The sequence below is a fragment of the Alteromonas halophila genome (genome assembly GCF_014651815.1).
Lineage (GTDB): Bacteria > Pseudomonadota > Gammaproteobacteria > Enterobacterales > Alteromonadaceae > Alteromonas > Alteromonas halophila.
Map to the genome: position 1 here is coordinate 396649 of NZ_BMXP01000002.1, position 24593 is coordinate 421241.

A 24593-nucleotide genomic window follows, 5' to 3' on the forward strand; every position below is an offset into this window, starting at 1 on the left:
CATACGCGTTACCAATCCCCCAGGCTGGCTCATCAGTGCCTCACTGATATATCTGCATTGTGCCTTTTTACAATCTGTTAAAAGACTTAAATTTCGTTTGGTGATAGAATCGCCGCCCGATTTTTAACCAACAAACACTTGGAAAAGCATGTTTGACATCATCACCAATAAAGACAGCAACGTCAAAAATGATGTGCTGTCCGGAATAACGGTTGCGCTGGCACTGGTCCCCGAAGCGGTCGCCTTTGCCTTTGTTGCCGGTGTAGAGCCGATGGTCGGTCTCTATGCGGCCTTTTTCATGGGCCTGATCACCTCGGCAATCGGTGGCCGGCCGGGTATGATCTCCGGGGCGACCGGTGCCATGGCCGTGGTCATGGTCGCGCTGGTTGCTCAGCACGGCGTACAGTATTTATTCGCCGCCGTACTCGTAGCCGGGTTATTACAGATATTGTGTGGTGTGTTCAGGCTGGGGAAATTTATCCGTCTGGTGCCCTACCCAGTCATGCTGGGCTTCGTAAACGGTCTGGCGATTGTGATTTTCCTGGCGCAACTGGGGCAGTTCAAAGTTATTGATGCGGCCGGTGAACTGACCTGGATGCAGGGCACCATGCTTTACTGGATGTTAGGGCTGGTGGCGCTGACCATGGCTATCATTTACCTGCTGCCTAAGCTGACTACCGCCGTACCGGCGTCGCTGGTTGCTATTGTAACGGTTACGTTGCTGGTTCATGGCCTCGATCTGGAAGCGCGTACGGTACTGGATTTTGTGCGCGATCTGCTGCCAGCCGGACAAAAAGAGAATGCCACCCTGGCCGGGGAACTGCCGTCGTTCTCTGTACCCATGGTGCCCTTCACCTGGGAAACGCTGATGATTGTGCTGCCAACCTCGGTGATCCTGTGTCTGGTGGGCCTGATTGAATCACTGCTGACGCTGTCGCTGATTGATGAAATGACCGATACCCGTGGCCGCGGTAACAAAGAGTGTGTAGGTCAGGGTGTTGCCAATACCGTTAACGGTTTCTTCGGTGGAATGGGCGGTTGTGCCATGATTGGTCAGAGTATGATCAATATTAATTCCGGCGGTCGCGGACGCTTATCCGGGATCACGGCGGCGCTGGTTTTACTGGGCTTTATTCTGTTTGCTGCACCGCTGATTGAAATGATCCCGCTGGCCGCCCTGGTCGGTGTAATGTTTGTGGTTGTGATTGCAACCTTCGAATGGGCGTCGTTCAGAATTATCCGTGGTGTGAACAAAGAAGATGCGTTTGTGTTGTTTCTGGTTACTGCGGTCACCGTTGCAGCCGACCTGGCCATTGCGGTGGTAGTGGGTGTAATCGTGTCAGCGCTGGTATTTGCCTGGAAGCATGCGACGCACATTGCGGCGAAGTCACGGATTGATGATGACGGCTGGAAGGTTTATCACCTGGAAGGACCGCTGTTCTTTGGCTCTGTGTCGCATTTCAGAGATCTGTTCGATGTTGCTAATGATCCGACGGATGTGGTTATCGATTTTGAAGAGTCGCGGATATGGGACTCGTCGGGCGTTGATGCGCTGGACTCGCTGGCCGATAAATATGAGCAGAACGGCAAGAAGCTACATATTCGTCATATCAGCAAAGAGTGCCGGTCGCTGTTGCGCAAAGCGGATAAGTTTGTGGAAATCAACGTTAACGAAGATCCGCGCTACCGGGTTGCCACCGATGAGCTTGGATAATAAGCACACTGTGGTACAAACCGCATAAGGTAAAAGTGGAAACAAGAAAGGGGCCAGAACGGCCCCTTTCTTATGCATGACTGTGAGTCACCTCACAACTGCCTGTAGCGGTTACTGGTTTGACAACCAGACAATCAGGTTAACCATATCATCCTGGGTCATTTCGCGGGTAAACACCGGCATATATTTGCCATTGATAATAAACGTCGGCACGCCGTTTAAGTGCGAACGGTAGTCGTCGATCATTTTCTGGTTTTTCTTCACCATGCTGTTCACGCCGAAGCTGGATGCCAGCTTGTCGAATTCAGCCGTGTCGACACCGTTGACAGCAAAAATACTGCGCAAATCTTTCATGCCGGTAACCGACGCGCGCTGCTCGTGGATGTAATTGAAAATCGCTGCATTAAGCTTTTCACTCTGCTTAAGTGCACGACCAATCATCATCGCTTTGGTGGCATCATCCTGAACGGCCTGGCCACCGCCTACCCGCATAAAATTCACATGGACTTTATTGAACCGGGTATTGTCACCCATGTTGTTTTTTATCTGGGCGACAATGGGTTCAAAGTTGTAGCAGTGCGGGCACCAGAACGAAAAGTACTCGGTGATGGTTGGCTTGTCGGTCGCGTCTTCATCCAATACTTTATAGTGTGTTCCTTTTTCCCATTTCGCACCCTGTTCCTGGGCACAGGCCTGTAATGGTAATAACAGCGCCATGATGAGCAATACGGCAAACTTTTTCATGTGACGAACTTTCCTCAGTCAATCTGAATTAAAACGATTTGAGCCTACCACAGAGAAAAGGGCGCGCCTAGCGTCTATATCTACGCAGTCGGGGCGTTTGCCGCAGAGAGCAACGGGTACACCACGGCGAGCGACATCGGTGACACAGCGACCGCAGCAGCGGCCGCAACAGGTTTAGAGGGTATAGGATAAGGTCAGACGTGCGCGCCGCCGTTCACCAGCATAGCCCACAATATCCTCATAATCGGTATCCAGTGCATTATCAATGCGCAAGGCCAGCTGCCAGGCAGGGCTTAGCGTATAACGAATGTTGACCGATGCCAGCGTGTAAGGCCTGAGTGCGATGCGACGGGCAGACTGAGGATAAGGGGGATAAAACATATCCTGACGGCTGCCGGTATAGCTGAGTTTGAGGTAGGTGCTCAGCTTTTCAACACCCAGGTCAGAGCGCAGACTCAGTGCGCCCTGGTGCCTGGCCCGGCGCAGCTCGGCCAGCGTGCTGTTGCCGCTTTGCTCATCTGCATCCAGGTAGGTATAACTCACACGCAATGTCGCCAGGCTGGTGGCATAATCCAGGCTGCCTTCAAGCCCACGCCGGTGACTGTCGAAACGCGCATTCTGTGCGGTTGCACTACCTAGTGCGGGCACAAATACGTATCCCAGGATCTCATCGGTAAGTGTTGTATCAAAGGCGCTGATACTGATATCGGTATCGCTGACCTGCGTTCGCACCCCTACTTCCCATTCGCGGCTGGTTTCGACGTTAAGATCAGGGTTGCCCACGAAGCTGCCGGGAAAATAGCCAAATCGCTCTGTGAAGGTTGGCGTTTTCACCGCCTGCCCGACACTGACAAACAGTGCCGTGGCCCGACTGACATCCCAGGTGAGGCCTGCCCGGTAACTTACTGCATCGTCGTACTCGCTGTTATCGTCATAGCGGGCGCTCAGAGAGGTATGCCAGTCGGTAACCGGCGAGCCGGCCACCTCGGCAAACAGCGCACGTGTGGTATCGTGACGGGTCTGGTTGGGATCGCCAAAATTAACCGGGCCGCGCTGTTCAAACTCGCGGCGCTGATAGTCGAGGCCGGCGGCGACCTGCCAGGTATCAGACACATCGTAACGATTGAGCCAGGTCAGTTGCTGGCGCCGGCCTGTGGTGCCACCCGCGTCAGCCTGCGCGACACGGTTATCGTTTTTGTCCTGATGGTACTGCCAGCTCAGCTCACCTGAATAATCGCTGTTGACCGGCGTGTAGCGCCAGCGCACGTTACTGGTGAGTTGCGTACCATCAGTCACATTGTCGGAGTCGGCAGGCAGGCCGGTATTAACCGAGTCAATGCTGTCATAGTCATTCTGGTAGTCGGTATAGCGCAGGCGCCAGTCGAAGGCATGCTCCGGCGACAAGGCGTAGGAAAACGCTGCGCCAGCGGTCAGGTTTTCATAGCCATCGTCTTCCGTGCCGGTGCGCGCAACATTGTCACCGTCGGTTTCAAACCGGTTGAGGTAGCCACGGAAGGCCAGTTCATCATTGCCGGTTGCGACATTGAGCGCGGCCTGCGTTGTATTCCGGGAACCTGCGCCGACCCGGCCACTTACGTGTGTTTGCCCGTCCTCGGTTGAGGCTGACAGGGTGGTAATACTTAGCACACCGCCAATTGCGCCACTGCCCCACAGTGCACTCTGCGGGCCTCGTAGCAATTCTATGCTGGCAATATTAGCGGTGGTTAAATGGGCCAGATCAAGCAGACTACCCTGGCCAATATCGTTGGCGACGACGCCATCTATCAGTACCAGCAGATGGTTAGACTCACTGCCGCGCAGACGGATTTCGGTCAGTGCGCCAGGGCTGCCGGACTGCGCAATACTCACGCCGGGTAAACCGCGCAGTAAATCAGTAACCTGTATTGCGCCACTGGCTGTGATGTCCTCACGTGTCAGTAGCGTGCGCGCTGCCGCCAGTTGTGCCCCCGGCAGGGCCAGGCGCGAACCGTTTACGGTAATGTGCTCGAAGTGTGATTCGGTTGGGGCAGCGATAGCAGGTTGCAAAAACGCGCAGCCCGCCAGGGCAGCAATACCCGCTGCCTTGTAAAAGGTCGTATTTGTCATTGTGTGTTCCCGTTTGGCACTCCACCCGAGTGCGTGACGTAAAAAAATGTGTCGAATGACACCTGATGGGTGGCCGGTATCCGGGCTCGCGAACGCAGGTGCGCTATTTCCGCCTTCCCAGGCTGATATCTGGCACAGGGTTACCTGTGCGGTTTATCGGCCCAGTGACTGTCTGGCGACTGGAAATAAAGAGGTGACTCTTCGCTTACCGTTGCGGGGGCAGCGTCAGTTTTTCACTGACTTCCCGTTTAACTCATAAAATGAGCACCACAACCGCGGCTGAGTATACCTGCAGTAACGGCATTATGAAATTGTCAGGTAGTTATAAGGTATTGATAAAAAAGGTTGCGTAGAGGCGGATCACCAATTCCCGCCCTGCGGCGACAGGCTCAGCGGCGGTTCATCCAGTGCCGAGCGCTGCTCTTTTAAGGCCAGTATCTGGTTCTCCCAGTATTTGTCTTCTGCAAACCAGGGAAATGCCCGGGGAAAGGCGGGATCTTCCCAGCGTCTCGACAACCAGGCCATATAATGCACCATACGCATTGCGCGCAGCGGTTCGATAAGCGCCAGTTCCCGACTGTCGAAGGGCTGAAATTCTTCATAGGCCTCAAGCAACGTGTCGAGTTGCAGTAGTTGCTGTTGCCGGTCTCCGCTGATCATCATCCACAGATCCTGAATAGCCGGACCCATCCGGCAGTCGTCGAGATCAACGAAGGTCGGGCCGTCGCGCCACAATATATTACCGGGGTGGCAGTCGCCATGCAGGCGAATAGGACGGTAGTCGGTATACTGTGCACGGGCACAGTCAATGACCGGATCAAGAATAGCAAAAAAGGCTGTCTTAAGCTGATCAGGAATCAGCTGGCTGTCTTCCAGTGTACCTCGTGACGCATCCAGAAAATCCGCCGTGGTAATACTGGGGCGTTCACTGAACGGACGGCTCTGGGCAACGCGGTGAATACGCCCAATAAAGCGGCCCATCCATTCCAGCTGGTCGAGGTTGTCATTTTCAAACTGACGACCACCCACAGACACAAAGACTGCAAACCGGTACCCCTGCCAGTGGTGAAGCATGGCGCCATCAATCTCCAGTGGTGCCACAACCGGGATATCCGCATCTGCCAGCTCGCGCGCAAACTGATGCTCTTCATTAATTTGCGCATCGCTCCAGCGTAATGGCCGGTAAAACTTAACGACCAGGCGCCGGCCGTCGTCAGCGACAAACTGATACACCCGGTTTTCATAGCTATTCAGTGGCAGCAGGCCGGACTCCGGAAAGATGCCGCAGTGTTCCAGTGCATCCAGTATCATGCCCGGCCCAAGGCCGGAAAAAGCAAAATCAGACATACTCAGCGATACAGGAACTTGCTGGGTTCATCGACCTCTACCACACCGCTGTCGGTGCTTTTGGTACGAACATGGAAATAAATTTCAGTCACTGCCTGCTCCAGGTTGTAGGCGTCCGTCGCAACGGAAACCGGCATGCTAAACACCTCCCCGCCATCAACGGTCACCGTTTGCTCTCCGGTGTAGCGATAGTCAGGCAGCCCTTTTACGGCCACCGTATAGGTATGGGTCTGTTGCGATTTGTTCAGAATTTTCAGCGTATACACATTTTCGATGAGGCCATCACCGGTCTCACGGTAAAGGGTATTACGGTCGCGAATTATATCGACTTCCAGTGGTACCCGCAGCATGATATTGGCCAGTAACAGACCTATCATGATCACAAGGACAATCAGATACCCAAGCAGTTTTGGCCGTAATATGTGGGTTTTACCGCCTGACAGCGCTTCTTCAGAGGTAAAGCTGATGAGCCCCTTGGGATACCCCATTTTATCCATGACCCCATTACAGGCATCCACACAGGCACCACAGTTAATACACTCGTACTGCAGACCGTTGCGAATGTCTATGCCGGTCGGGCAGACCTGCACACACAGGGCACAGTCAATACAATCACCCAGGCCCTTCTCCTTAACCTGATTATGCGTGAGTTTACGTGGTCGCGGTCCGCGTTGCTCGCCCCGCTTGGCGTCATAGGCTACGGTGAGTGTATCTTTATCGAACATCACCGACTGAAAACGGGCATACGGACAGATATGGGTGCACATGATTTCGCGCATATAGCCCGCGTTGCCGTAGGTACATACTGCGAAAAACAGCACTGAAAATGCGGCCCAGAAGCCGGTGTTAAACGTAAAAAAGTCTATAAACAACGCATCAATGGGCGTGAAGTAACCGACAAAGGTGAGTGATGTCAGCAATGAGACCAGCACCCAGGCAGTTTGCTTGGCGGTTTTACGCCAGAATTTATCCCAGTCCATTTTGCGTTCATCGAGCTTAATACGTTTGTTACGCGGGCCTTCACATTTTTTTTCAAACCAGGTGAAAATATAGGTCCAGGTAGTCTGCGGGCACATAAAACCGCACCAGACACGGCCTGCAAACGTGGTCACAAAAAACAGGGCAAACGCCGACACGATGAAAATGTAGGCCAGTAAGGTCAGATCCTGCGGCCACAGGGTCAGTGAAAAGATGGTGAATCGCTGCTCGGCAATATCAAGTAACACTGCCTGATGGTCGTTAAACCGAATCCAGGGAATAAGTGCAAACAACGCCAGAAAGAAAAAACCGAAAAAACGGCGGAACGTTTCCAGAGGCCCCTGTACCGCGCGAACATAAATACGGTTTCGGTTAGCTGATTTGGCAGCATCCGCTGAGGAAGGTTTGTGGACTTTAACCGGTGCGACATTTTTAACCGGGATCTTTTCGTTCATGAGTGACCAATCCGTTTCTGGCAAGACAGCGCGGGCAAGTATAACAAGCGATGCACTTCGTTGTTTAATTTAGATCAATGTTCGGGGTATGATCGCTGTTTATGAACTTTCAGTCAATACTGAAAGTTTTGAAATAGTATGAATTTTATACCTATGACGTGTGGCGCATAAGCATTATTGGTAGGTTTGGGCCAATACCGCAGGTATAGTAACGATTACGTTTATGAGATCACATACGCACGGTATCAGACAACAGGCAAATTCGTGCAGGTCAGTTCAGCAAGTAGAGGTCAGGCAGTCATGTTTCGCTGGTTAATCATCCTATCAGAAGTCGTAATACTGATAATGGCGCTGCAGTCTACCTTTGCGCAGTATTTGTTGTCTGATGTGCAGGGAAAAGTGTCCGGCTGGATTGAACATGTTGCGACTATTCCTGAAAAGGTGGAACTCAGACAGGTTCACGAAGCGATGGCGGGGCCAATGGAAAGCATGCGTCCTTATCAGCGTGAATACCTGAACGACGTGTTGAAGAACAAAGGCAGTGTTCGCCATTTTCACAAGTATTACTGCAAGGGTGATGACAAAAACCCCTTCGTCAATGGTGCCTCGCTGCACTACTTCTGTTCACAGATCGAAGCCTCTGAATTACTCACGATTTGACCTACCCTGATAATGAAGGCCAGAGAATATCTGATTAACCGGCCTGCTCTGCCTGAATAATGAACTGTTCAGGTTTAGTTCAGTAAAAATACATTAAGGTAACGTAAAAGTGCAGATAAAGCTGACGGCTGCTGTCTGTGCTTTGTAACTGATACTGAATGTGGAGGTGAACATGAAACCTGTCTACAGCAAACTGGCCACAGCAGCGCTGCTGTGTTCGCTTGGCACGACACTCCATGCCGCAGAGGTGAAAGTGACCTGGCAGGAGCCTGATGAATACCGGGATATTGATCCTGCTAATCAGTCCCGGGGGGCGTTCCGAAAACAGGTATTTACTAACCTTGAGGAATACTTCAACGAGCTTGCGCAGGACTTACCTGACGATGCGGTCTGGGATATAACCGTTACCAATGTTGATTTGGCCGGGCAGGTCTGGCCCGCGTCATTCGTGGGCTTCGGCTCTACAGGCGGCGAAGTCAGGCTGATTAAAAGCGTTGATATTCCACGTATAGCTTTTAGCTATACACTGACCAGCGGCAGTGGTGAAGTAATGAAAAGCGCCGATGTGTCGATAAAGGATATGGGGTTCATGGATGGACTCACGCAACGTAATCACTGGGACAACCTGCGTTATGAAAAGCGGATGCTGAAAGACTGGTTTAATGAAGAATTAAGCCAGAAACAACTGTCCAGACAATGAATTTTTTATGACAGTTTATTTAAAACTGTCAGGTCTTTTTACATCCTACCACAATGGAAGCAAAACCCACTAAGGCAGAAGGAATAAGCCAAAGTGGGTTTTTTTTCGCTTTCTGCCAGCCCTGCAGGCGTCAGAAAAATTTACAAGAAAATGGCGCTCGATTTTGTTCAAATCCTCAAGTGTCTGTTTTTAATGAATATTTAATGTATTCCTGAACATCTGGTCAGTGTCAAGAATCTGTCATTTATCCCTGTTACGTTTCAGTTCCTTTAGCGCCCCGAATGCGCGCCGAAAATAAATCAAAAAAGGAATGCCCATGAAACTGGCCTATCCCGCACTGCTAACTGCACTTGTCAGCAGCACTGGCATGTCGACGCCTGTATTTATTAATGAGTTTCACTACGATAACGCTGGCAGCGACCGTAATGAATTTGTTGAAATTATTGCCCCACAAGGCACGGATCTGAGTGGCTATCAGCTCATCCGGTACAATGGTGCCAACGGCGAGCCTTATGGCACCGATTCCCTGTCCGGCCTGGTAACCTCGCTTGGCACAGGCGTAGGCACCTACCTGCTGACATACCCTTCAAATGGAATTCAAAATGGTGCACCCGACGGCCTGGCGCTGGTTAACAGCGCAGGCGAGGTGATTCAGTTCATCAGTTACGAAGGAACGCTGACTGCCAGCGCTGGGCCGGCGGCCGGAGAAACCAGTGTGGATGTAGGCGTCAGTGAAGACGGTAGTACCTCAGACAGCATGTCGGTACAGCTACGTGGTGACGGTGCAGACTATACAGACTTTACCTGGACAACCGGCATGGCCACGCAGGGCGATACGAATGAACAGCAAACTTTCGATTTTAGCCGCGAACCGTTTATCAATGAGCTGCACTATGACAATACCGGCGGTGATGTTGGCGAGTTTATTGAGGTTGCGGCGCAGGCCGGCACGGACCTGGGCGGCTATACCCTGGAGCTGTATAACGGCAGCAATGGCACACGCTACGAGACCCTCGTATTAAGCGGCGTCGTGCCGAATGAGCAGGCGGGTATGGGAACCCTGGCTTTCTTTCAGCCCGGTATTCAGAACGGTGCACCGGATGGTGTTGCTCTGATTAACCCTGCTCAGGAGGTGGTGCAGTTCATTAGCTATGAAGGTACGTTTACCGCATCAGAAGGGACAGCCGCAGGCATGCTCAGCACCGACATCGGTGTCAGTGAAAGCGCTGTTGCCGTTGGCGAATCACTGCAGCTAGGTGGTGAAGGCAACCGGTATGAAGACTTTTCCTGGCGTGACGCGGCAGCACAGACACCCGGCGAGAAAAATCTTACTCAGGTATTCAGTAACACATCTGATGAAGACGGTGGCGATGACGGTAGTGACAGTGGTACAGGTGACACATCGTTGTTGTTTATCAATGAGTTCCATTATGACGATGTGAGCACAGACAATGACGAGTTTGTTGAACTCGCAGGACCTGCCGGTACCGATCTGAGTACTGTCTCTCTGGTTTTTTATAATGGCTCAAATAATAGCGTGTATCGCACTGAGCAGCTGTCCGGCGTGATAAGTGAAGCGCCAGACGGCAACGGCTTTGGTGTGACGGTACTGTCGTTACCCACGAATGGCATTCAGAATGGCGGACCTGATGGTATTGCACTGGTGGCAGACGGGCAGGTGCTTGAATTTATCAGTTATGAGGGGGTCATGACGGCCAGTGGTGGTCCGGCGGATGGCATGACCAGCACAGATATCGGCGTTCAGGAGAATGGCGAGGCGGAAGGCTTCTCGTTGCAGCGCACCGGCACGGGCTACAAGCGCTGTACCTTCACCTGGGACGGACCGGTGGCACAGAGCGCCGGAAGTATCAATGCGGGACAAACCTTCACCGATACCGATGTCAGTGACTGTGACCAGGGGCCTGGCGACGACGGGGATAATGGTGACAATAACGCCCAGTTAGGCCAGTGCGGTGAAAACGCAACTCTGATCAGCGCCGTGCAAGGCAATGGCTTTGTCACGCCACTGGAAGGGCAGCAGGTTGTTGTCGAGGGGATCGTGACGCATGTCGCCCCAGGGCTGGACGGCTTTTATCTGCAGGAGGAAGCCACTGACACTGATAACGATCCGGCCACGTCTGAGGGAGTGTTTGTGTATGCGCCCGGTGAGTCCGTTTCACAGGGTGCGCAACTCCGCGTACTGGCGACAGCGGGCGAGTACTTCTCCCAGACCCAGTTATCTGATATTGCAGGAGTGAGCGAGTGTTCAGCGTCCGCAGATACCATCGAACCGACGGCATTGAGTCTGCCGGTGACCTCAGAGGCTGACTTTGAAGCGCTGGAGGGCATGCTGGTAGCTAGTGAGCAGGCGCTTACTATTACTGAAACCTACAACTATCAGCGGTTTGGGGAGCTGGGTGTGGCGTCTGAACGATTGTATAACCCCAATCAGCTCTATGCACCGCGCAGCGACGAAGCGCAGGCTCTGCGACAAAGCAATGCGCTCAACAGTCTGCTGGTGGATGACAGCGACACGGCGCGCAATCCCACGCCGTACCTGCCTCCAAACCTGTCACCGTTTAATACGCTGCGTGCAGGCGATGCACTTAGCAATATTCAGGGTGTCATGGGCTATGGCTTTGACCGTTACCGGGTACAGCTGACCGGTTTGCCGGATGTGGTTAACCTTAATCTGCGCAATGAAGCGCCAGTGCTGACAGACGCGGATATGCGCATTGCCAGTTTTAACGTGCTTAACCTGTTTAACGGTAATGGCGATGAAAGCGGGTTTCCAACGGCACGTGGAGCAGACACCTACAGCGAATACCAGCGCCAGCTTACTAAGATTGTAAATGCCATTGTTGCTATTGATGCAGATGTCATCGGATTGATGGAAATAGAAAACGATGGGTATGGTACACAAAGTGCGATTGCACAGCTGGTAAATGCTCTGAATAGCGAAGTCGGCAGCGACAGCTACGCCTACGTGAATGCGTCGGCGCTGACCAATGATCAGGGCACGCTGGGAACCGATGCCATTGCGGTGGGTATTATCTATCAGGTAGAGCGTGTCACGCCTTTGAATGCGCCTAAGCTACTGGATAGCAGCAACAGCATTAGCGATGAGCGTGGTGTACTGTTCGATGATGGTAAAAACCGTCCGTCGCTGGCTCAGGCCTTTACCCACAGCAGCTCAGGCAAGACCTTTGTGGTTGATGTGAACCATCTTAAATCGAAAGGCTCAGGCTGTGGTGCAGGCGATGACGATACCGAGTTCGGCCAGGGCAACTGTAACCTGACCCGGACCCGCGCTGCCCAGGCGCTTGACGCCTGGCTTGGCAGTGAGTTTGACGCTATGCCGGCGATTATGCTGGGCGATTTGAACGCCTACGCCAAAGAGGATCCCATTCAGGCACTGCTGGATGCCGGCTGGATCGACAGCGCAGCCACCGTGTTAGGGGAGTCGGCTTACAGCTACACCTTTGATGGTCAGCTCGGCACGCTGGATTACCTGCTGGTGAACAAGGCGGCCCATGCCTGGCTTACCGATGTCACCGAGTGGCACATCAATGCCGATGAATTGTCACTGCTTGATTACAACGAAGAAGACAAGGCGTCATCCCTGCTTAACACACTGGTTTACCGTGCCTCTGATCACGATCCGGTCATTGCTTCATTTTCACTGCCAGCCGCGCAGGTGCGGGGTGACTGGGATAGCGATGGCGATGTCGATATCAACGATATACGTGGTCTGATGACCGCAATAGCGGCCAGGCAAGCCATTGATATGGCCTTTGATCTCAATAGTGACGGTGTGGTCAACATGCTGGACATTTACACCCTGTACAGCCTTTGCACCCGCCAGATGTGCGTTGCTGAATAACTAAGAAAACGGAGTATTACCTATGAAAATCTTAACCGCACTATTGTTGCTGCTTGCCAGCGCGAATACCTCGGCTGCGATGATAACGCTAGATATCAGTGGCGCTGATGACGCCCTGACAACACCACTGACGCTTTCGGCTATCCTTGATGTAGACGAAGGCAGCGGTGAAATGGTGGCATTCAGCAGCTTTAATCTTAACGTATTGTTTGACAACACACTGTTTGACTATGTGACTGACAGCGCGTCGTCTTCACTGCCTATGGGCGTTATTGCTGCGCAAAACCCGGCGGGGGTGGGGGTCACCTATTTCAATTTAGGTGATGTAATGGTGTCGGCAGATACAACCCTGTTCTCACTCCAGCTGCAGGCGCTTTCGGCAGGTACCACCAGTTTATCGCTAATGCTAAGTGAGCTGTACAGCGGTGGCTTTATGACGCCAGCAATGCCAGTGGTACTGGCGCAAAACACGGCCAGTCAGCAGGTCACGGTGGCGCAGTCTGTGCCGGTACCACACACGCTGGGACTATTTGTACTCGCGCTTGGCCTGATGCTGCGTCGTTTCAGACGTTAAACCCTTTCCGCTGGCCTTCGCCAGCAGTACGATCCCGTCGCCCTCTGACCGCCAGGTCAGGGGGCTTTTTTCACTAAGTGTGCGCCAGCACATTGATATAATTATAAAAATTTAGACTGCCGATGAAAATAGTTTGCAACATAAAAGTTGGAAATATGTAAATTTTTGATTTATGTTACGACAGGAAGATTAAAAAAATTTCATTCAGGGATGTATATCATGATCAAAAAAATGCTACTCCTTCCTTTACTGACTGCGGCTTTCTACACGACGGCCGAGCCTGTGAAAATGGGCGAATGTGATACGTCAGAATGCCGCGAATACTTCAAGGATTATAAGCGCTATGCGAAATCGCACATTGATGCCTCGTCAATGGTCGGCGATATGTATCTGAATGGCTATGGTACTGATGTAGACAAAGAAAAGGCGCTGGACTACTACAAAAAAGCGGCGCGCTGGGGCTCGGTATTGGGGCGCTACAAAATGGGCCTGCTGATGCTCCAGCACGGTGAGCAGGAAGAACGGGAAGAAGGCCTGGTGCACCTGTCCGATGCAGCCAAGCGCGACCATCCCACCGCGATTTACTTTATGGGCGAAGTGCTGAGTACCGATAAATACGGACTAAAAGATTTGGAGCGTGCGGATGAATGGATCGCACGTTCAATCAAAGAGCAGAATCATAATGTGATTTATACGCTGGGCCGGCTAAGTGACGAGGGCGAACTGACCGAAGCAAATTTGCCTGCCACCATTGCCGCCATAAAACGCGCTCCAGACTCGATGATCCCTGGCCAAAGTCCTGAAACACTGGAAACGTATCGTCTGCCACCTCCCGATGAGCGTTATGAGGTGATCACGGTTAACGGGCCAAATCTGGCAGAAGTACTGGATTATGGTCTGAAACTGTTTAAGGCCGCGCCCAGTGATATCCACAAAAAGACCACTGGTACCCGTATCAGAGGCAGGGACTGCGAAGATGTCTTTAGCTGCTCCACGGTCCCGGTGGCCAACTGGCAGCGTTACATGGCTTACCAGTTTCACACCCCATTTGAAGTCGAGTTATTCAACTCACGTTTCTAATGTCAGATGCGCCAGTCTTCATCAGGCTGGCGCACTACACTGAAGTCGTCAGTTCAGAGCGCGTAACTGTGGAGAGCGGCTGGCTCCGCCAGCGCTAAGAAGGCTGACGTCCTGCGCAGTGTTACTGGCCGTTGCCAGATATCTATCTTACAGTAATCATTGAGAATATAACGCGCGGACATGCTGATTGACGAAAGCAAAACACCCCTGTCCGGGGTGTTTTGTTGTGGTGAGGGGATTACAGGTAATCGAACTCACTGCCAGCTATTGCAAGCACATCCTCGCAGCCAGCCTGAAAGGCAGCTTTGTGTGCATCACGGCGGGGCAGTACCCGGCTTTCATAAAACTGACAGGTTTTCATTTTTGATGAGGCAATGGTGGCATTGTCACCGCGCGATGCCGCATCCGCCATGCTGTACCACATCACGCCAATCAACGAGTATGCGCAGTAGGCCAGGTAATCGCAGGCAGCGGCGGCAGCATCCGCTGCATCCATCGACAGGCAGTCTTTTGAGCTTTGATGCCAGTCATCCAGAAGGATGCGGGCTTTGTCTGTCAGGGCCTCATCGGTCATCGTGTCAATAAGCGCAGCGAAAGCCTCATAGGTCGCATCGAGCATCTTGCCGCCATCGCGGGTCAGTTTACGGCCAATCAGATCCAGCGCCTGAATACCATTGGTGCCTTCGTATAACTGCGCGATACGGGTATCACGCATCAGCTGTTCCATACCCCATTCCCGAATATAGCCATGACCGCCATAAATCTGGATACCTAAGCTGGTGGTTTCCAGTGCCATATCGGTCATAAAGGCCTTGCAGACCGGGGTTAAGAACTGCAGGACCTTATCAGCATGTACTTTTTCATCATCACTGCCGAGTTTTTCAATGTCCATGTATTTGGCATAGACAAGTGACAGCGCCCGGCAGCCTTCCGTCAGAGACTTCTGGATCAGCAGCATACGGGCGACATCCGGCTGAAAGACGATGGCATCCGCCTTTTCATCCGGTTGCTGAACGCCTTGCGGGGCACGTGACTGCAGGCGCTCGCGGGCGTATTCCAGTGCGCCCTGATAAGACGCTTCTGATGCGCCCAGACCCTGCAAGCCAACCTGGAAACGTGCATCATTCATCATGGTAAACATGCACGCAAGACCCTGGTGCTCGCCACCCACCAGATAGCCAGTGGCACCGTCGTAGTTCATGACACAGGTGGGGCTGGCTTTAATGCCCATTTTGTGTTCGATACTGCCAACGGACACGGCATTGCGTTCACCGGCATCGCCATTAGCATCCGGCAGAAATTTAGGCACCAGGAACAGGCTGATCCCTTTAACGCCTTTGGGGGCGTCAGGTAAGCGCGCCAGCACCATATGAATGACATTGCTGCTCCAGTCCTGATCACCGCCGGTAATAAAGATTTTATTGCCGGTAATTTTATAGCTGCCATCACCTTGCGGTTCCGCTTTGGTGTTCAGCAAAGACAGGTCAGTACCGGCATGGGGCTCGGTTAGGTTCATCGTGCCTGTCCATTCACCGCTGATAAGTTTCGCCAGATACGTCTGTTTTAACTCATCCGTTGCATGCTTTGTGACGGCCAGAACAGCACTTTCGGTCAGCATGGTAGTTAGCCGCCAGCTTAAGTTAGCCGAGTTGAGCATTTCATGCACCGGCACCGCCATAGTATAGGGCAGATCCTGCCCCTCATACTCAGCCGTGCCAAGCATGGCATTCCAGCCATTCTCAACATACTCCTGATAGGCTTTGGCAAATCCGTCGGGGGTCGTGACTTCACCGTTTTCCAGACGACAGCCCTGCTCATCACCTTCACGGTTAAGGGGCGCTACCACGTCGGTAGCAAATTTAGCACCCTGTGCCAGTACTTCACTGGCCAGTTCCATATCGAACTCACCGATGCCCAGGTGTTGATAGTGTTCATCCATCGACAGCCAGTCTTTCATCAGAAACTGAAAGTCGGCCAATGGCGCCTGATACTGAGGCATGCGCGTCTCCTCTTTTCAAACAAGTGTTTTAATTTTTCCAGTATACGCCGAAACGAAGCACGATGTAACGCGCAACGGTGAAAACTTAATGCAATTTAACCAATACGGCGAACCACACAAAACCGGGTAAGCTGCAGAGGTGTCGCATCCAGTCTGATTTACTGGCATGCTTTGCGCTATGAAATGAAAGCGCATGAAAACGTTGGAGTAAGAAATGACAGACACCAGTCAGCCACTGTGTATTGTAACCGGCGGCAGCAAAGGGATTGGTCTGGCCGTGTGCCAGCTTTTTTCCGCACAGGGATACCAGGTTGTAAACCTGGATCTGGAAGACTTTTCTGAAAAGGTGGCAAACGCCACCTGGCTGCAATGTGATGTCAGTGATGTGTCTGCGGTCGAGCGCTGCATAACCGAGGCCGGGCAGCAAAGCGGGCGCATTGATGTGCTGGTGTGTAATGCCGGTTTTCATGTCTCTGCCACCATTGAAGAAACCGATGAAGCGCTGCTCGACCGGGTATTTAATGTGAATATTAAAGGCGCGTACAGCGCGATTCGTGCCGTGTTACCGCGCATGCGTGCCCAGCAACGCGGCGCCATTGTGGTGATGGGATCGGATCAGTCGTTTGTGGGGAAACAAAGCTCGTTTGCGTATGGTATGAGCAAATCGGCCCTGGCGTCGATCGCCCGCACTACCGCGCTGGATTACGCCTCTGACAACATCCGTGTAAATGCGGTGTGTCCGGGCACTATCGAAACGCCGCTGTTTCATAATGCTATCGACAACTATGTGGCGCGTGCGGGTGTAGATAAACAGGCTATCGTTAAAGAGGAAGCCGCTGCGCAGCCAATAGGACGTCTGGGACAGCCTGAAGATGTGGCAGAACTGGTTTACTTTCTGGCCAGCGACAAGGCCAGTTTTATTACCGGCAGCTTACATGCGGTTGATGGCGGTTATACCGCGCAGTAAGTATGAAAATTGTCGATCCGCACCTGCATTTCTTTAATCCCGACGAGGGGGACTATCACTGGCTAGCGCCACAAAACCCGCCATTCTGGCCGGACAAGCACCGGCTGTGGGAACCGGCGCTGCCGCACTTATTGCCTGTTGCTGGTGAACCGGCAGTAGCGGGCTTTGTCCATATTGAAGCCGGCTTTGACAATCAGCGACCGTGGCGTGAAATCCACTGGCTTAACCGGGTATGCCGGTTGCCATTTAAAGCCGTGGCGGGCATTGATCTCACGGGCTCGGCATTTAACGCGCAGCTGGCGGCCCTGTGCCAGATGAATTCTGTGGTGGGAGTGCGCTATATTCTGGACGACAACGCGGCGCAGATACTCTCTGCTCCCCAGACTATCCATCGCCTGCAGGCGATTGCTGCAGCCGGGCTCTCCTTTGATGCCCAGTTTGCACTCAGTGATAGGCACGCTGTAAAGGCACTGTGTCATGTCCTTGAAAAAACGCCGGCGTTACGCGTTATTATCAATCACGGGGGCGTGCCCGTACCAAAGGGCGGGGCACAGCGAGACTGGCGTGCAGGGCTTAAAACCCTGGCTCAGTATCCGCAGGTGGCTATTAAGTTATCTGGCTGGGAAATGCAGCAGCGTGACTGGCAGTGGCAACATGTACAGCATGTGCTTGAGACAGTACTGACACATGTTGACACCTCGCGAGTGATGCTGGCTTCCAATTACCCGCTGTGCCGCTGGCGTATGCCCTACGCGTCATTGTGGCAGGGTTACCGGCGGCTGCTGCCGCCAGCGCTGCAGCAACCCCTGCTGGCGGCGAATGCCTGTCACTGGTACCAGCTTAACCTTTAAGCTCGGTAACGGTCATATGGGGTGAGCGGTAGACAACCTCATCATTCAGTTCAATGCCGATGCCCGGCGTGTCTGGCGCTTCAATATAGCCGTTGACGGGCTGTGGATCCTGAATACACAGCTCCCGGTTCCAGTCCTTGGTGGCATAGGTGTGATGCTCGTGGATCAAAAAGTTAGGGATAGCCGTTTCCAGGTGCAGACTGGCTGCCGTGGCCACCGGGCCACCGCACACGTGGGCCTGAATACGCACATCATAAATATCGGCATAATCACAGACCTTCTTGGTCTCGGTAAAGCCGCCACACAGGCCAACATCAGGCTGCAATACATCAATCGACTGCTCTTCCAGATAAGGACGGATATCCCAGCGGTTGTACAGGCGTTCCCCACCGGCAATAGGCACATTGACCTTACGGGCAACTTTGTCATGCAGGCGTGCATTCAGGTAATTGACCGGCTCTTCGTAATACAAACAGTCCATTTCCTCAACAATATCGCCTAACTGTACGGCGGTCGTTGCACCTAACAGGCTGTGACATTCAAAAATAATGTCACCGTCATCGCCCATCACATCGCGCATGGCTTTTAGCCGTGCGCGGAACAGGTTCATTTCCTGACGGGTAAACAAGCGGGTGCGATCATAGTGCGTGACGCCGTCTTTGTCGTAAACAATAGGGTCGACCTTGACCGCATCGTATCCGTCCTGCATGGCTTTCTCGGTAGCGCGGGCATAGTCAGCCGGCGCATTCAGTTTGGTGATCTCATCATCCCAGTCGAATTGCAACTGACTGGCGTAACAGCGCAGCTTACCGTTGGTCTTGCCACCCAGCAGGTTATATACCGGCTGGTTTAAGGCCTTGCCGCGAATATCCCACAGTGCGGTATCGATGGCACTCATGGCCGCATATATCACCGGACCACCGCCTAATCCCCAGAAACTTTCCCGCAGCATCTTGGCCCACAGGGCTTCTGTAATGAACGGGTCGAAGCCAATCAGCATGGCTTCAGCAATCTCTTTGATCATATGCGCCGCGGCGCTGTGACCAAGATCATACGCCAGCCCCGCTTCGCCGGTGCCATGGATCCCTTCATCGGTATAGATGCGCACAAATACCGGATTCCAGACTGGCCGTTTCGGGCATTCAATATCAAATATTTCTACTTTGGTTATCTTCATATTCTGCGTCCTTTAAGAAAAGTAAGTGGTTACTCGCAAAAACCGGGATCAAGACGATATGCTTTGCGCAGCATGGCAGGCCAGGCTTTTTGTCCGCCGGTTTCACCACTGTGTACTTTGCTTGCCTGGGCATAAATGTTATCCACGATGGTCTCTGGAATTTCGATGACGGGCGCATTCATTTGCATCAGCTCTATCTGGATTTCACAGGCACGCTGTAAGTCATAAAAGCGCATAAACGCATCCCCGACAGTTTCGCCGAGTGTCAGACCACCATGATTATGCAACAGCATATGATTAGTCTCGCCCAGATCAGACTGCAGACGGGCACGTTCGCCATCTTCAACCGCCAGGCCTTCGTATCCGTGGTAGCTCAGAGAGGGCAGGGAAAACAGAGAATACTGACTCCATGGCTGCAAGCCCCCCTCACAGGACGCAACCGCAATGGTGGCTTTGGTGTGTAAGTGCAAAATGCAGTGTGCGTCCTTACGTGCTTCGTGAATGGCGCTGTGAATGGTAAATCCCGCGGGGTTAATGGAATACGGAGAATCACCAATGATATTGCCACTGAGATCGACTTTTACCAGGTTAGAGGCTGTGACCTCTTCAAACGCCAGGCCAAACGCGTTGACCAGGTAGTGCTCGGTACCCGGTACTTTGGCAGATATATGCGTGTAAATCAGATCGCCCCAGCCCATATCGGCAACCAGCCGGTAACAGGCGGCAAGATCGACTCTGATACGCCACTCCTGTTCAGATACGGTGTCTTTTATGTGTAATGATGGTAATTCAAACAATACAAACCTCTCTTTACGAGTAAAAACAGACGGGTAAGCAAACTTCTCGTTTGTTTAAGATTATTGCGTACTTTGCCGCGCTTTGGCCAGAGACGTCATGACGGGCTGTTGCACACGGCGGGTGCTCAGTCACTGCGTTTTGCTGGCGACTTGCCATCCAAAAAGCGGTAAATCCCCTAAAATCCCTGATAAGTCTCCCGTTATATGAGCCAGAACTGCGTACACTCAAAGTATAACAACCCACGTTGTTGTGTGATGGTGACGGTTATTCCAACCAGGCCCCACAATACGACGGATCCCTATATAATAACAATGCTCAATCGGGTGAGCTACGGTCGGTACACGCCGGCTTTGCTAAAAAGGAAATAAAGCGTATGCGTCTCGCGGGTAAACTATCGCCACTGATCCTCGCCGTTATCGCACTGGGAGCGGTGCTGGCTTACATCAATCTGCCACAATCAGAGCAGGGCAATCAGCAACAGGCACAGGCCACACCGGTGCGCGTGGCAACCGTTACACGGCAAAGTTTTCCAGTAACCATAGAAGCGCTGGGTACTGCGACAGCTAACGAGTCAGTGTCCATCACCGCTCAGGTAACCGACACCGTGCACAGTATTCATTTCGACGATGGCGACACGGTAGCCGCTGGCGCGCTGTTAGTACAACTTAATAATGATGAAGAAAAAGCGCGCATCGATGAATTGAAGGCCAATATTGCTGAGGCACAACGTCAGCGTGACCGTATCCAAAACCTGCGTCAGTCCAGCGCCGCCTCAGAGCAGTTGCTGGATGAACAGCAAGCCCGAGTAGAAGCACTGACTGCGCAACTGGATGTGGCGCGCGCGCAGCTTCAGGATTTGCAAATTGCGGCCCCGTTTGCCGGGCTGCTTGGCATCAGAGAGATAAGTAAAGGCTCGCTGGTGCGCCCAGCGGATATTATTACCACGCTGGATGATATCAGCGTGATCAAGGTCGACTTCAGTGTTGCCGAGCGGCACCTTGCCAGCCTTTCTGCAGGCCAGCGTATTTCGGCAACCTCTGCGGCTTACCCGCAGGCGAGTTTTGAAGGCAAGGTGAGTACCATCGGCTCCCGGGTCGATCCGGTAACGCGCTCGGTCATGGTGCGGGCCCTTATTGATAATGCTGACAGTCGCCTGCGACCGGGTATGCTGCTTACGATTGTAGTTGAAAAGCGCGTGCTGGATACGCTGGTTATCCCGGAAAAAGCCCTGGTGCCGGTGCAGGATAAGCAGTTTGTGTTTGTGCTGGAGGGAGACACGGTAACACAGCAGGCAGTGACTATAGGCATCAGAAAGCCCGGCCAGGTGCAGGTCACAGAGGGGCTTGATGAAGGAAGTCAGATTGTGACTGAAGGCACACTGCGGGTGCGTGATGGCTCCAGGGTCAGTGTGCTTAATGCCGGTGAGGACGCATAACCATGTTGTTATCTGACGTCTCTGTTAAGCGGCCGGTTTTTGCCACGGTAGTGAATCTGCTGCTGATTATCTTTGGTGTTGTTGCATTCAGCATGCTGTCGCTGCGTGAATACCCTGACATCGATCCGCCTATTGTGTCGATAAACACCAACTACCCCGGTGCCTCGGCCAATATTATTGAAACCCGCATTACTCAGTTGCTGGAAGACAGGATATCCGGCATTGAAGGCATTAAAAATATTACCTCCAGCAGTCGCAACGGGCGCTCAGACATCACTATTGAGTTTAAGCTAAGCCGGGATATTGACGCCGCAGCCAATGACGTTCGCGAACGGGTCAGCCGGGCTCTGAATAATTTGCCTGATCAGGCCGATCCGCCGGAAGTTGCCAAAGCGAACTCTGATGAAAGTGTGGTGGTCTGGTACAACTTACGAAGCACCAATCTTAATACCATGGAGCTGACGGATTACGCCGAGCGATATCTGGTAGACAGGCTGTCGATTGTTGATGGGGTCGCCCGGGTCAGGGTCGGCGGCGGACGTACCTATGCCATGAAGGTCTTCCTGGACCGTAACGCCATGGCCGCCCGTGGCATCACTGTGGCCGACGTAGAGTCTGTGATCCGTTCAGAAAATGTTGAGCTGCCCGCCGGTGAAGTTGAATCCACTGACCGCAACTTTGAAGTCAGAGTGGCGCGCAGTTTCCTGACACCCGATGATTTCGCCAGTCTGACGGTGGCCGTTGGCGACGATGGTTATCTGGTGCGGCTTGGCGAGATTGCCAATGTCAAGCTGGCTGCCGTTGACGATGAAACCGAATTTCGGGGTGACGGCGTCAATATGATTGGGCTGGGCGTGGTGAAACAGTCAAAAGCCAACACACTGGAAGTGGCGCGAGCGGCGAAAGCGCGCATCAATGAAATCAGCCAGACCCTGCCCGATAACATCTTTATTGTGCCGAGTTATGACTCCTCGGTATTCATTGAAGAATCCATCAGTGAGGTATACAACACGCTGGGTATTGCCATGCTGATGGTAGTGATCGTGATTTACCTATTCCTGGGGAACATCCGCGCCACGCTTATTCCAGCCGTGACAGTCCCTGTGTCGCTGATTGGCGCATTCATTGTGATGTATGCGTTGGGCTTTTCGATCAACCTGCTGACGTTGCTGGCCATGGTGCTGGCGATTGGTCTGGTTGTGGATGATGCAATAGTAGTGCTGGAGAATATCTATCGGCGAATCGAGATGGGCGAGCCCTCGCTACTGGCGGCGTATCGTGGCGCTAAAGAAGTAGGCTTTGCTGTTATTGCGACCACCCTGGTGCTGATTTCTGTATTTGTGCCACTGGTATTTCTGGAAGGTAACATCGGTCGGCTGTTTACTGAGTTTGCGCTGGCGATTGCCGCAGCCGTCGCGTTTTCCAGTTTCACGGCACTCACCCTTTCTCCCATGATGTCGTCGTTGCTGCTGAAAAAAAGGGAGCGGACCTCGGGCTTCGGCAGCTGGATGGACGCCAGGTTTACGGCGCTGGAAACTGGCTATTTTAATAGTCTGGCAAAAACGCTGCATCAGCCTGTGGCGATGGTCTTACTGCTCCTCATTGCTATTGCCGCAATTATTCAGTTGTCTAATCGGGTACCCAGTGAATTTGTGCCGCGCGAGGACAGGGGGAACTTTTTTATTCTGATGCAGGCGCAGGAAGGGGCCAGCTTTGAGAGTAATGCCGATAATCTGCGCAAAATTGAGGCGATTCTGATGCCTTACCGTGACGACGGCACAATCAGCCGGCTGCTGGTCAGAACACCGGGCTTTGGCGGCAATGCGGGGATTGCCATTGTGGGAGCGGCAGCCTGGGACGAGCGCGAATACAGCACCTTTGAACTGATGGACGAGATCAGTGAAAAGCTCAATACCGTGCCCGATGTGCGCGCTTTCGCCATTATGCGAAGCGGCATTGCCGGTGGCTTTGGTCGTCCAGTGCAGTTTGTTTTGCAGGGCGATACTTATGAGAATCTGGTGGCCTGGCGCGATACGGTCATGCAAAAGGCCGCAGAAAACCCCAATTTGGTGAGACTGGACTCAGACTACAAAGAAACCTCACCGCAGCTGTTGGTAAATATCGACCGAGACCGTGCCGCTGACCTGGGTGTATCTATCTCTGATATTGGCCGCACGCTCGAGGTCATGCTGGGCCAGCGCCGCGTCTCGACGTATCTGGACCGGGGCGAAGAGTATGACGTGATCATGGAAGGCATTGAAGCCGATTACCGCAGCCCGAGCAGCATTGATAATCTTTATGTTCGCTCAAATCGCACCGGTGAACTGATCCCCATGGATAATCTGGTGTCATTCACTGAGCAGGCGACGTCAGCACAACTGAACCGTTATAACCGCATGCGCGCAATCACAATATCCGCAAATCTTGCTGAAGGATATACCGTAGGCGAAGCACTCACTTACCTGGAGAATATTGTCGCAGAAGAGCTGCCCGAGGCAGTGTCGATAGACTATAAGGGAGAGTCCCAGCTTTACCAGGAGGCCGGTAACTCCTTTATTTATGTGTTTATACTGGCGCTGGCAGTGACTTACCTGATACTGGCCGCGCAGTTTGAAAGCTGGATCCATCCGCTGGTGATTATGCTGTCGGTGCCGCTGGCACTGGTCGGCGCGTACATCGGACTCTACCTGGCGGATATGTCGGTGAATATTTACAGCCAGATAGGCCTGGTCATGCTGATCGGTCTGGCGGCGAAAAACGGCATTCTCATTGTTGAGTTCGCCAATCAGTTGCGGGATGCCGGTATGGCCTTCGAAGCCGCACTGAAAAAAGCAGCCACACAACGCTTGCGACCTATCGTTATGACCGGTTTTACCACTATCTTCAGCTCACTGCCGCTGGTGCTGGCAAGTGGTCCCGGCGCAGAAAGCCGGATGGCCATAGGTATGGTGATATTTTCAGGGGTACTGGTATCGGCGTTCATGACGTTGTATGTGGTTCCAACGGCATACCTATGGATGGCCAAACATACCAATTCGCCGCTTAAACGCACCAAGCGCCTGGAAGCGCTTAACGCTTCCATTCCCTACAATAAAGCGGACGACTAAGCAGCCCTTGCCCGTGCT

The 24593-nt window shown here is 52.8% G+C and carries 17 protein-coding genes and 1 riboswitch; of the genes, 10 read left to right on the forward strand and 7 right to left on the reverse strand.

The features are described from left to right. Positions 1-148 precede the first annotated feature (148 nt). Positions 149-1714, forward strand: a complete 1566-nt coding sequence (locus IE054_RS05840) for a SulP family inorganic anion transporter (RefSeq protein WP_189404272.1) — start codon at positions 149-151, stop codon at positions 1712-1714. A 111-nt stretch (positions 1715-1825) separates the two neighbouring features. Here the strand turns inward: IE054_RS05840 and IE054_RS05845 are convergent, their stop codons facing one another. From IE054_RS05845 to ccoG, 4 genes are all read right to left on the reverse strand, one after another. Next, a complete protein-coding gene (locus tag IE054_RS05845; protein ID WP_189404274.1) occupies positions 1826-2458 on the reverse strand; it encodes a thiol:disulfide interchange protein DsbA/DsbL in 633 nt (210 codons plus the stop codon). 174 nt (positions 2459-2632) lie between these two features. After that, on the reverse strand, positions 2633-4564 hold the full coding sequence (locus IE054_RS05850) for a TonB-dependent receptor plug domain-containing protein (protein WP_189404276.1): 1932 nt from the start codon (positions 4562-4564) through the stop codon (positions 2633-2635). A 54-nt stretch (positions 4565-4618) separates the two neighbouring features. After that, positions 4619-4851, reverse strand: a riboswitch (cobalamin riboswitch). A gap of 73 nt (positions 4852-4924) precedes the next feature. Further along, on the reverse strand, positions 4925-5911 hold the full coding sequence (locus IE054_RS05855; protein ID WP_189404278.1) for a serine/threonine protein kinase: 987 nt from the start codon (positions 5909-5911) through the stop codon (positions 4925-4927). 2 nt (positions 5912-5913) lie between these two features. Then, complete coding sequence (gene ccoG, locus IE054_RS05860) at positions 5914-7344, reverse strand: cytochrome c oxidase accessory protein CcoG (RefSeq protein WP_189404280.1); 1431 nt, start codon at positions 7342-7344, stop codon at positions 5914-5916. Between the two features lie 300 nt (positions 7345-7644). On the opposite strand from ccoG, the gene IE054_RS05865 reads away from it, so the two are divergent. The 5 genes from IE054_RS05865 to IE054_RS05885 all read left to right on the forward strand — a co-directional run bounded on the left by IE054_RS05865 (position 7645) and on the right by IE054_RS05885 (position 14241). Then, positions 7645-8004, forward strand: a complete 360-nt coding sequence (locus IE054_RS05865; protein ID WP_189404282.1) for a hypothetical protein — start codon at positions 7645-7647, stop codon at positions 8002-8004. A 172-nt stretch (positions 8005-8176) separates the two neighbouring features. Continuing rightward, positions 8177-8704 (forward strand): DUF3016 domain-containing protein, encoded by a 528-nt coding sequence (locus tag IE054_RS05870; RefSeq protein WP_189404283.1) that lies wholly within the window; start codon positions 8177-8179, stop codon positions 8702-8704. Positions 8705-9020: 316 nt separating this feature from the next. Further along, positions 9021-12587, forward strand: coding sequence for an ExeM/NucH family extracellular endonuclease (locus IE054_RS05875; protein ID WP_189404285.1), 3567 nt, complete (start codon positions 9021-9023; stop codon positions 12585-12587). 22 nt (positions 12588-12609) lie between these two features. Beyond that, positions 12610-13161, forward strand: coding sequence for a hypothetical protein (locus IE054_RS05880; protein WP_189404287.1), 552 nt, complete (start codon positions 12610-12612; stop codon positions 13159-13161). Positions 13162-13380: 219 nt separating this feature from the next. After that, on the forward strand, positions 13381-14241 hold the full coding sequence (locus IE054_RS05885) for a tetratricopeptide repeat protein (protein ID WP_189404289.1): 861 nt from the start codon (positions 13381-13383) through the stop codon (positions 14239-14241). 238 nt (positions 14242-14479) lie between these two features. On the opposite strand, the gene IE054_RS05890 is transcribed toward IE054_RS05885, so the two are convergent. Continuing rightward, on the reverse strand, positions 14480-16240 hold the full coding sequence (locus IE054_RS05890; protein WP_189404291.1) for an acyl-CoA dehydrogenase family protein: 1761 nt from the start codon (positions 16238-16240) through the stop codon (positions 14480-14482). A 214-nt stretch (positions 16241-16454) separates the two neighbouring features. Here IE054_RS05890 and IE054_RS05895 point away from each other — a divergent pair, with 214 nt between their 5' ends. Further along, positions 16455-17207, forward strand: coding sequence for an SDR family NAD(P)-dependent oxidoreductase (locus IE054_RS05895; RefSeq protein WP_189404293.1), 753 nt, complete (start codon positions 16455-16457; stop codon positions 17205-17207). Between the two features lie 2 nt (positions 17208-17209). Continuing rightward, the gene (locus IE054_RS05900; RefSeq protein ID WP_189404295.1) at positions 17210-18058 is read left to right on the forward strand and encodes an amidohydrolase family protein; all 849 of its coding nucleotides are present in this window, start codon (positions 17210-17212) and stop codon (positions 18056-18058) included. Here the strand turns inward: IE054_RS05900 and IE054_RS05905 are convergent. After that, positions 18048-19235: a mandelate racemase/muconate lactonizing enzyme family protein gene (locus IE054_RS05905; protein WP_189404296.1), complete on the reverse strand. Its 1188-nt coding sequence runs from the start codon at positions 19233-19235 to the stop codon at positions 18048-18050. The two genes, IE054_RS05900 and IE054_RS05905, sit on opposite strands and share 11 nt — an antisense overlap. Before the next feature lie 29 nt (positions 19236-19264). Beyond that, positions 19265-20032, reverse strand: a complete 768-nt coding sequence (locus IE054_RS05910) for a class II aldolase/adducin family protein (protein ID WP_189404297.1) — start codon at positions 20030-20032, stop codon at positions 19265-19267. A gap of 374 nt (positions 20033-20406) precedes the next feature. Here IE054_RS05910 and IE054_RS05915 point away from each other — a divergent pair, with 374 nt between their 5' ends. Then, the gene (locus IE054_RS05915; RefSeq protein WP_189404299.1) at positions 20407-21468 is read left to right on the forward strand and encodes an efflux RND transporter periplasmic adaptor subunit; all 1062 of its coding nucleotides are present in this window, start codon (positions 20407-20409) and stop codon (positions 21466-21468) included. A 2-nt stretch (positions 21469-21470) separates the two neighbouring features. Continuing rightward, positions 21471-24575 carry an efflux RND transporter permease subunit gene (locus IE054_RS05920; protein ID WP_189404301.1) on the forward strand — a complete coding sequence of 1035 codons (3105 nt, stop codon included), beginning with the start codon at positions 21471-21473 and terminating at the stop codon, positions 24573-24575. Positions 24576-24593 lie beyond the last annotated feature (18 nt).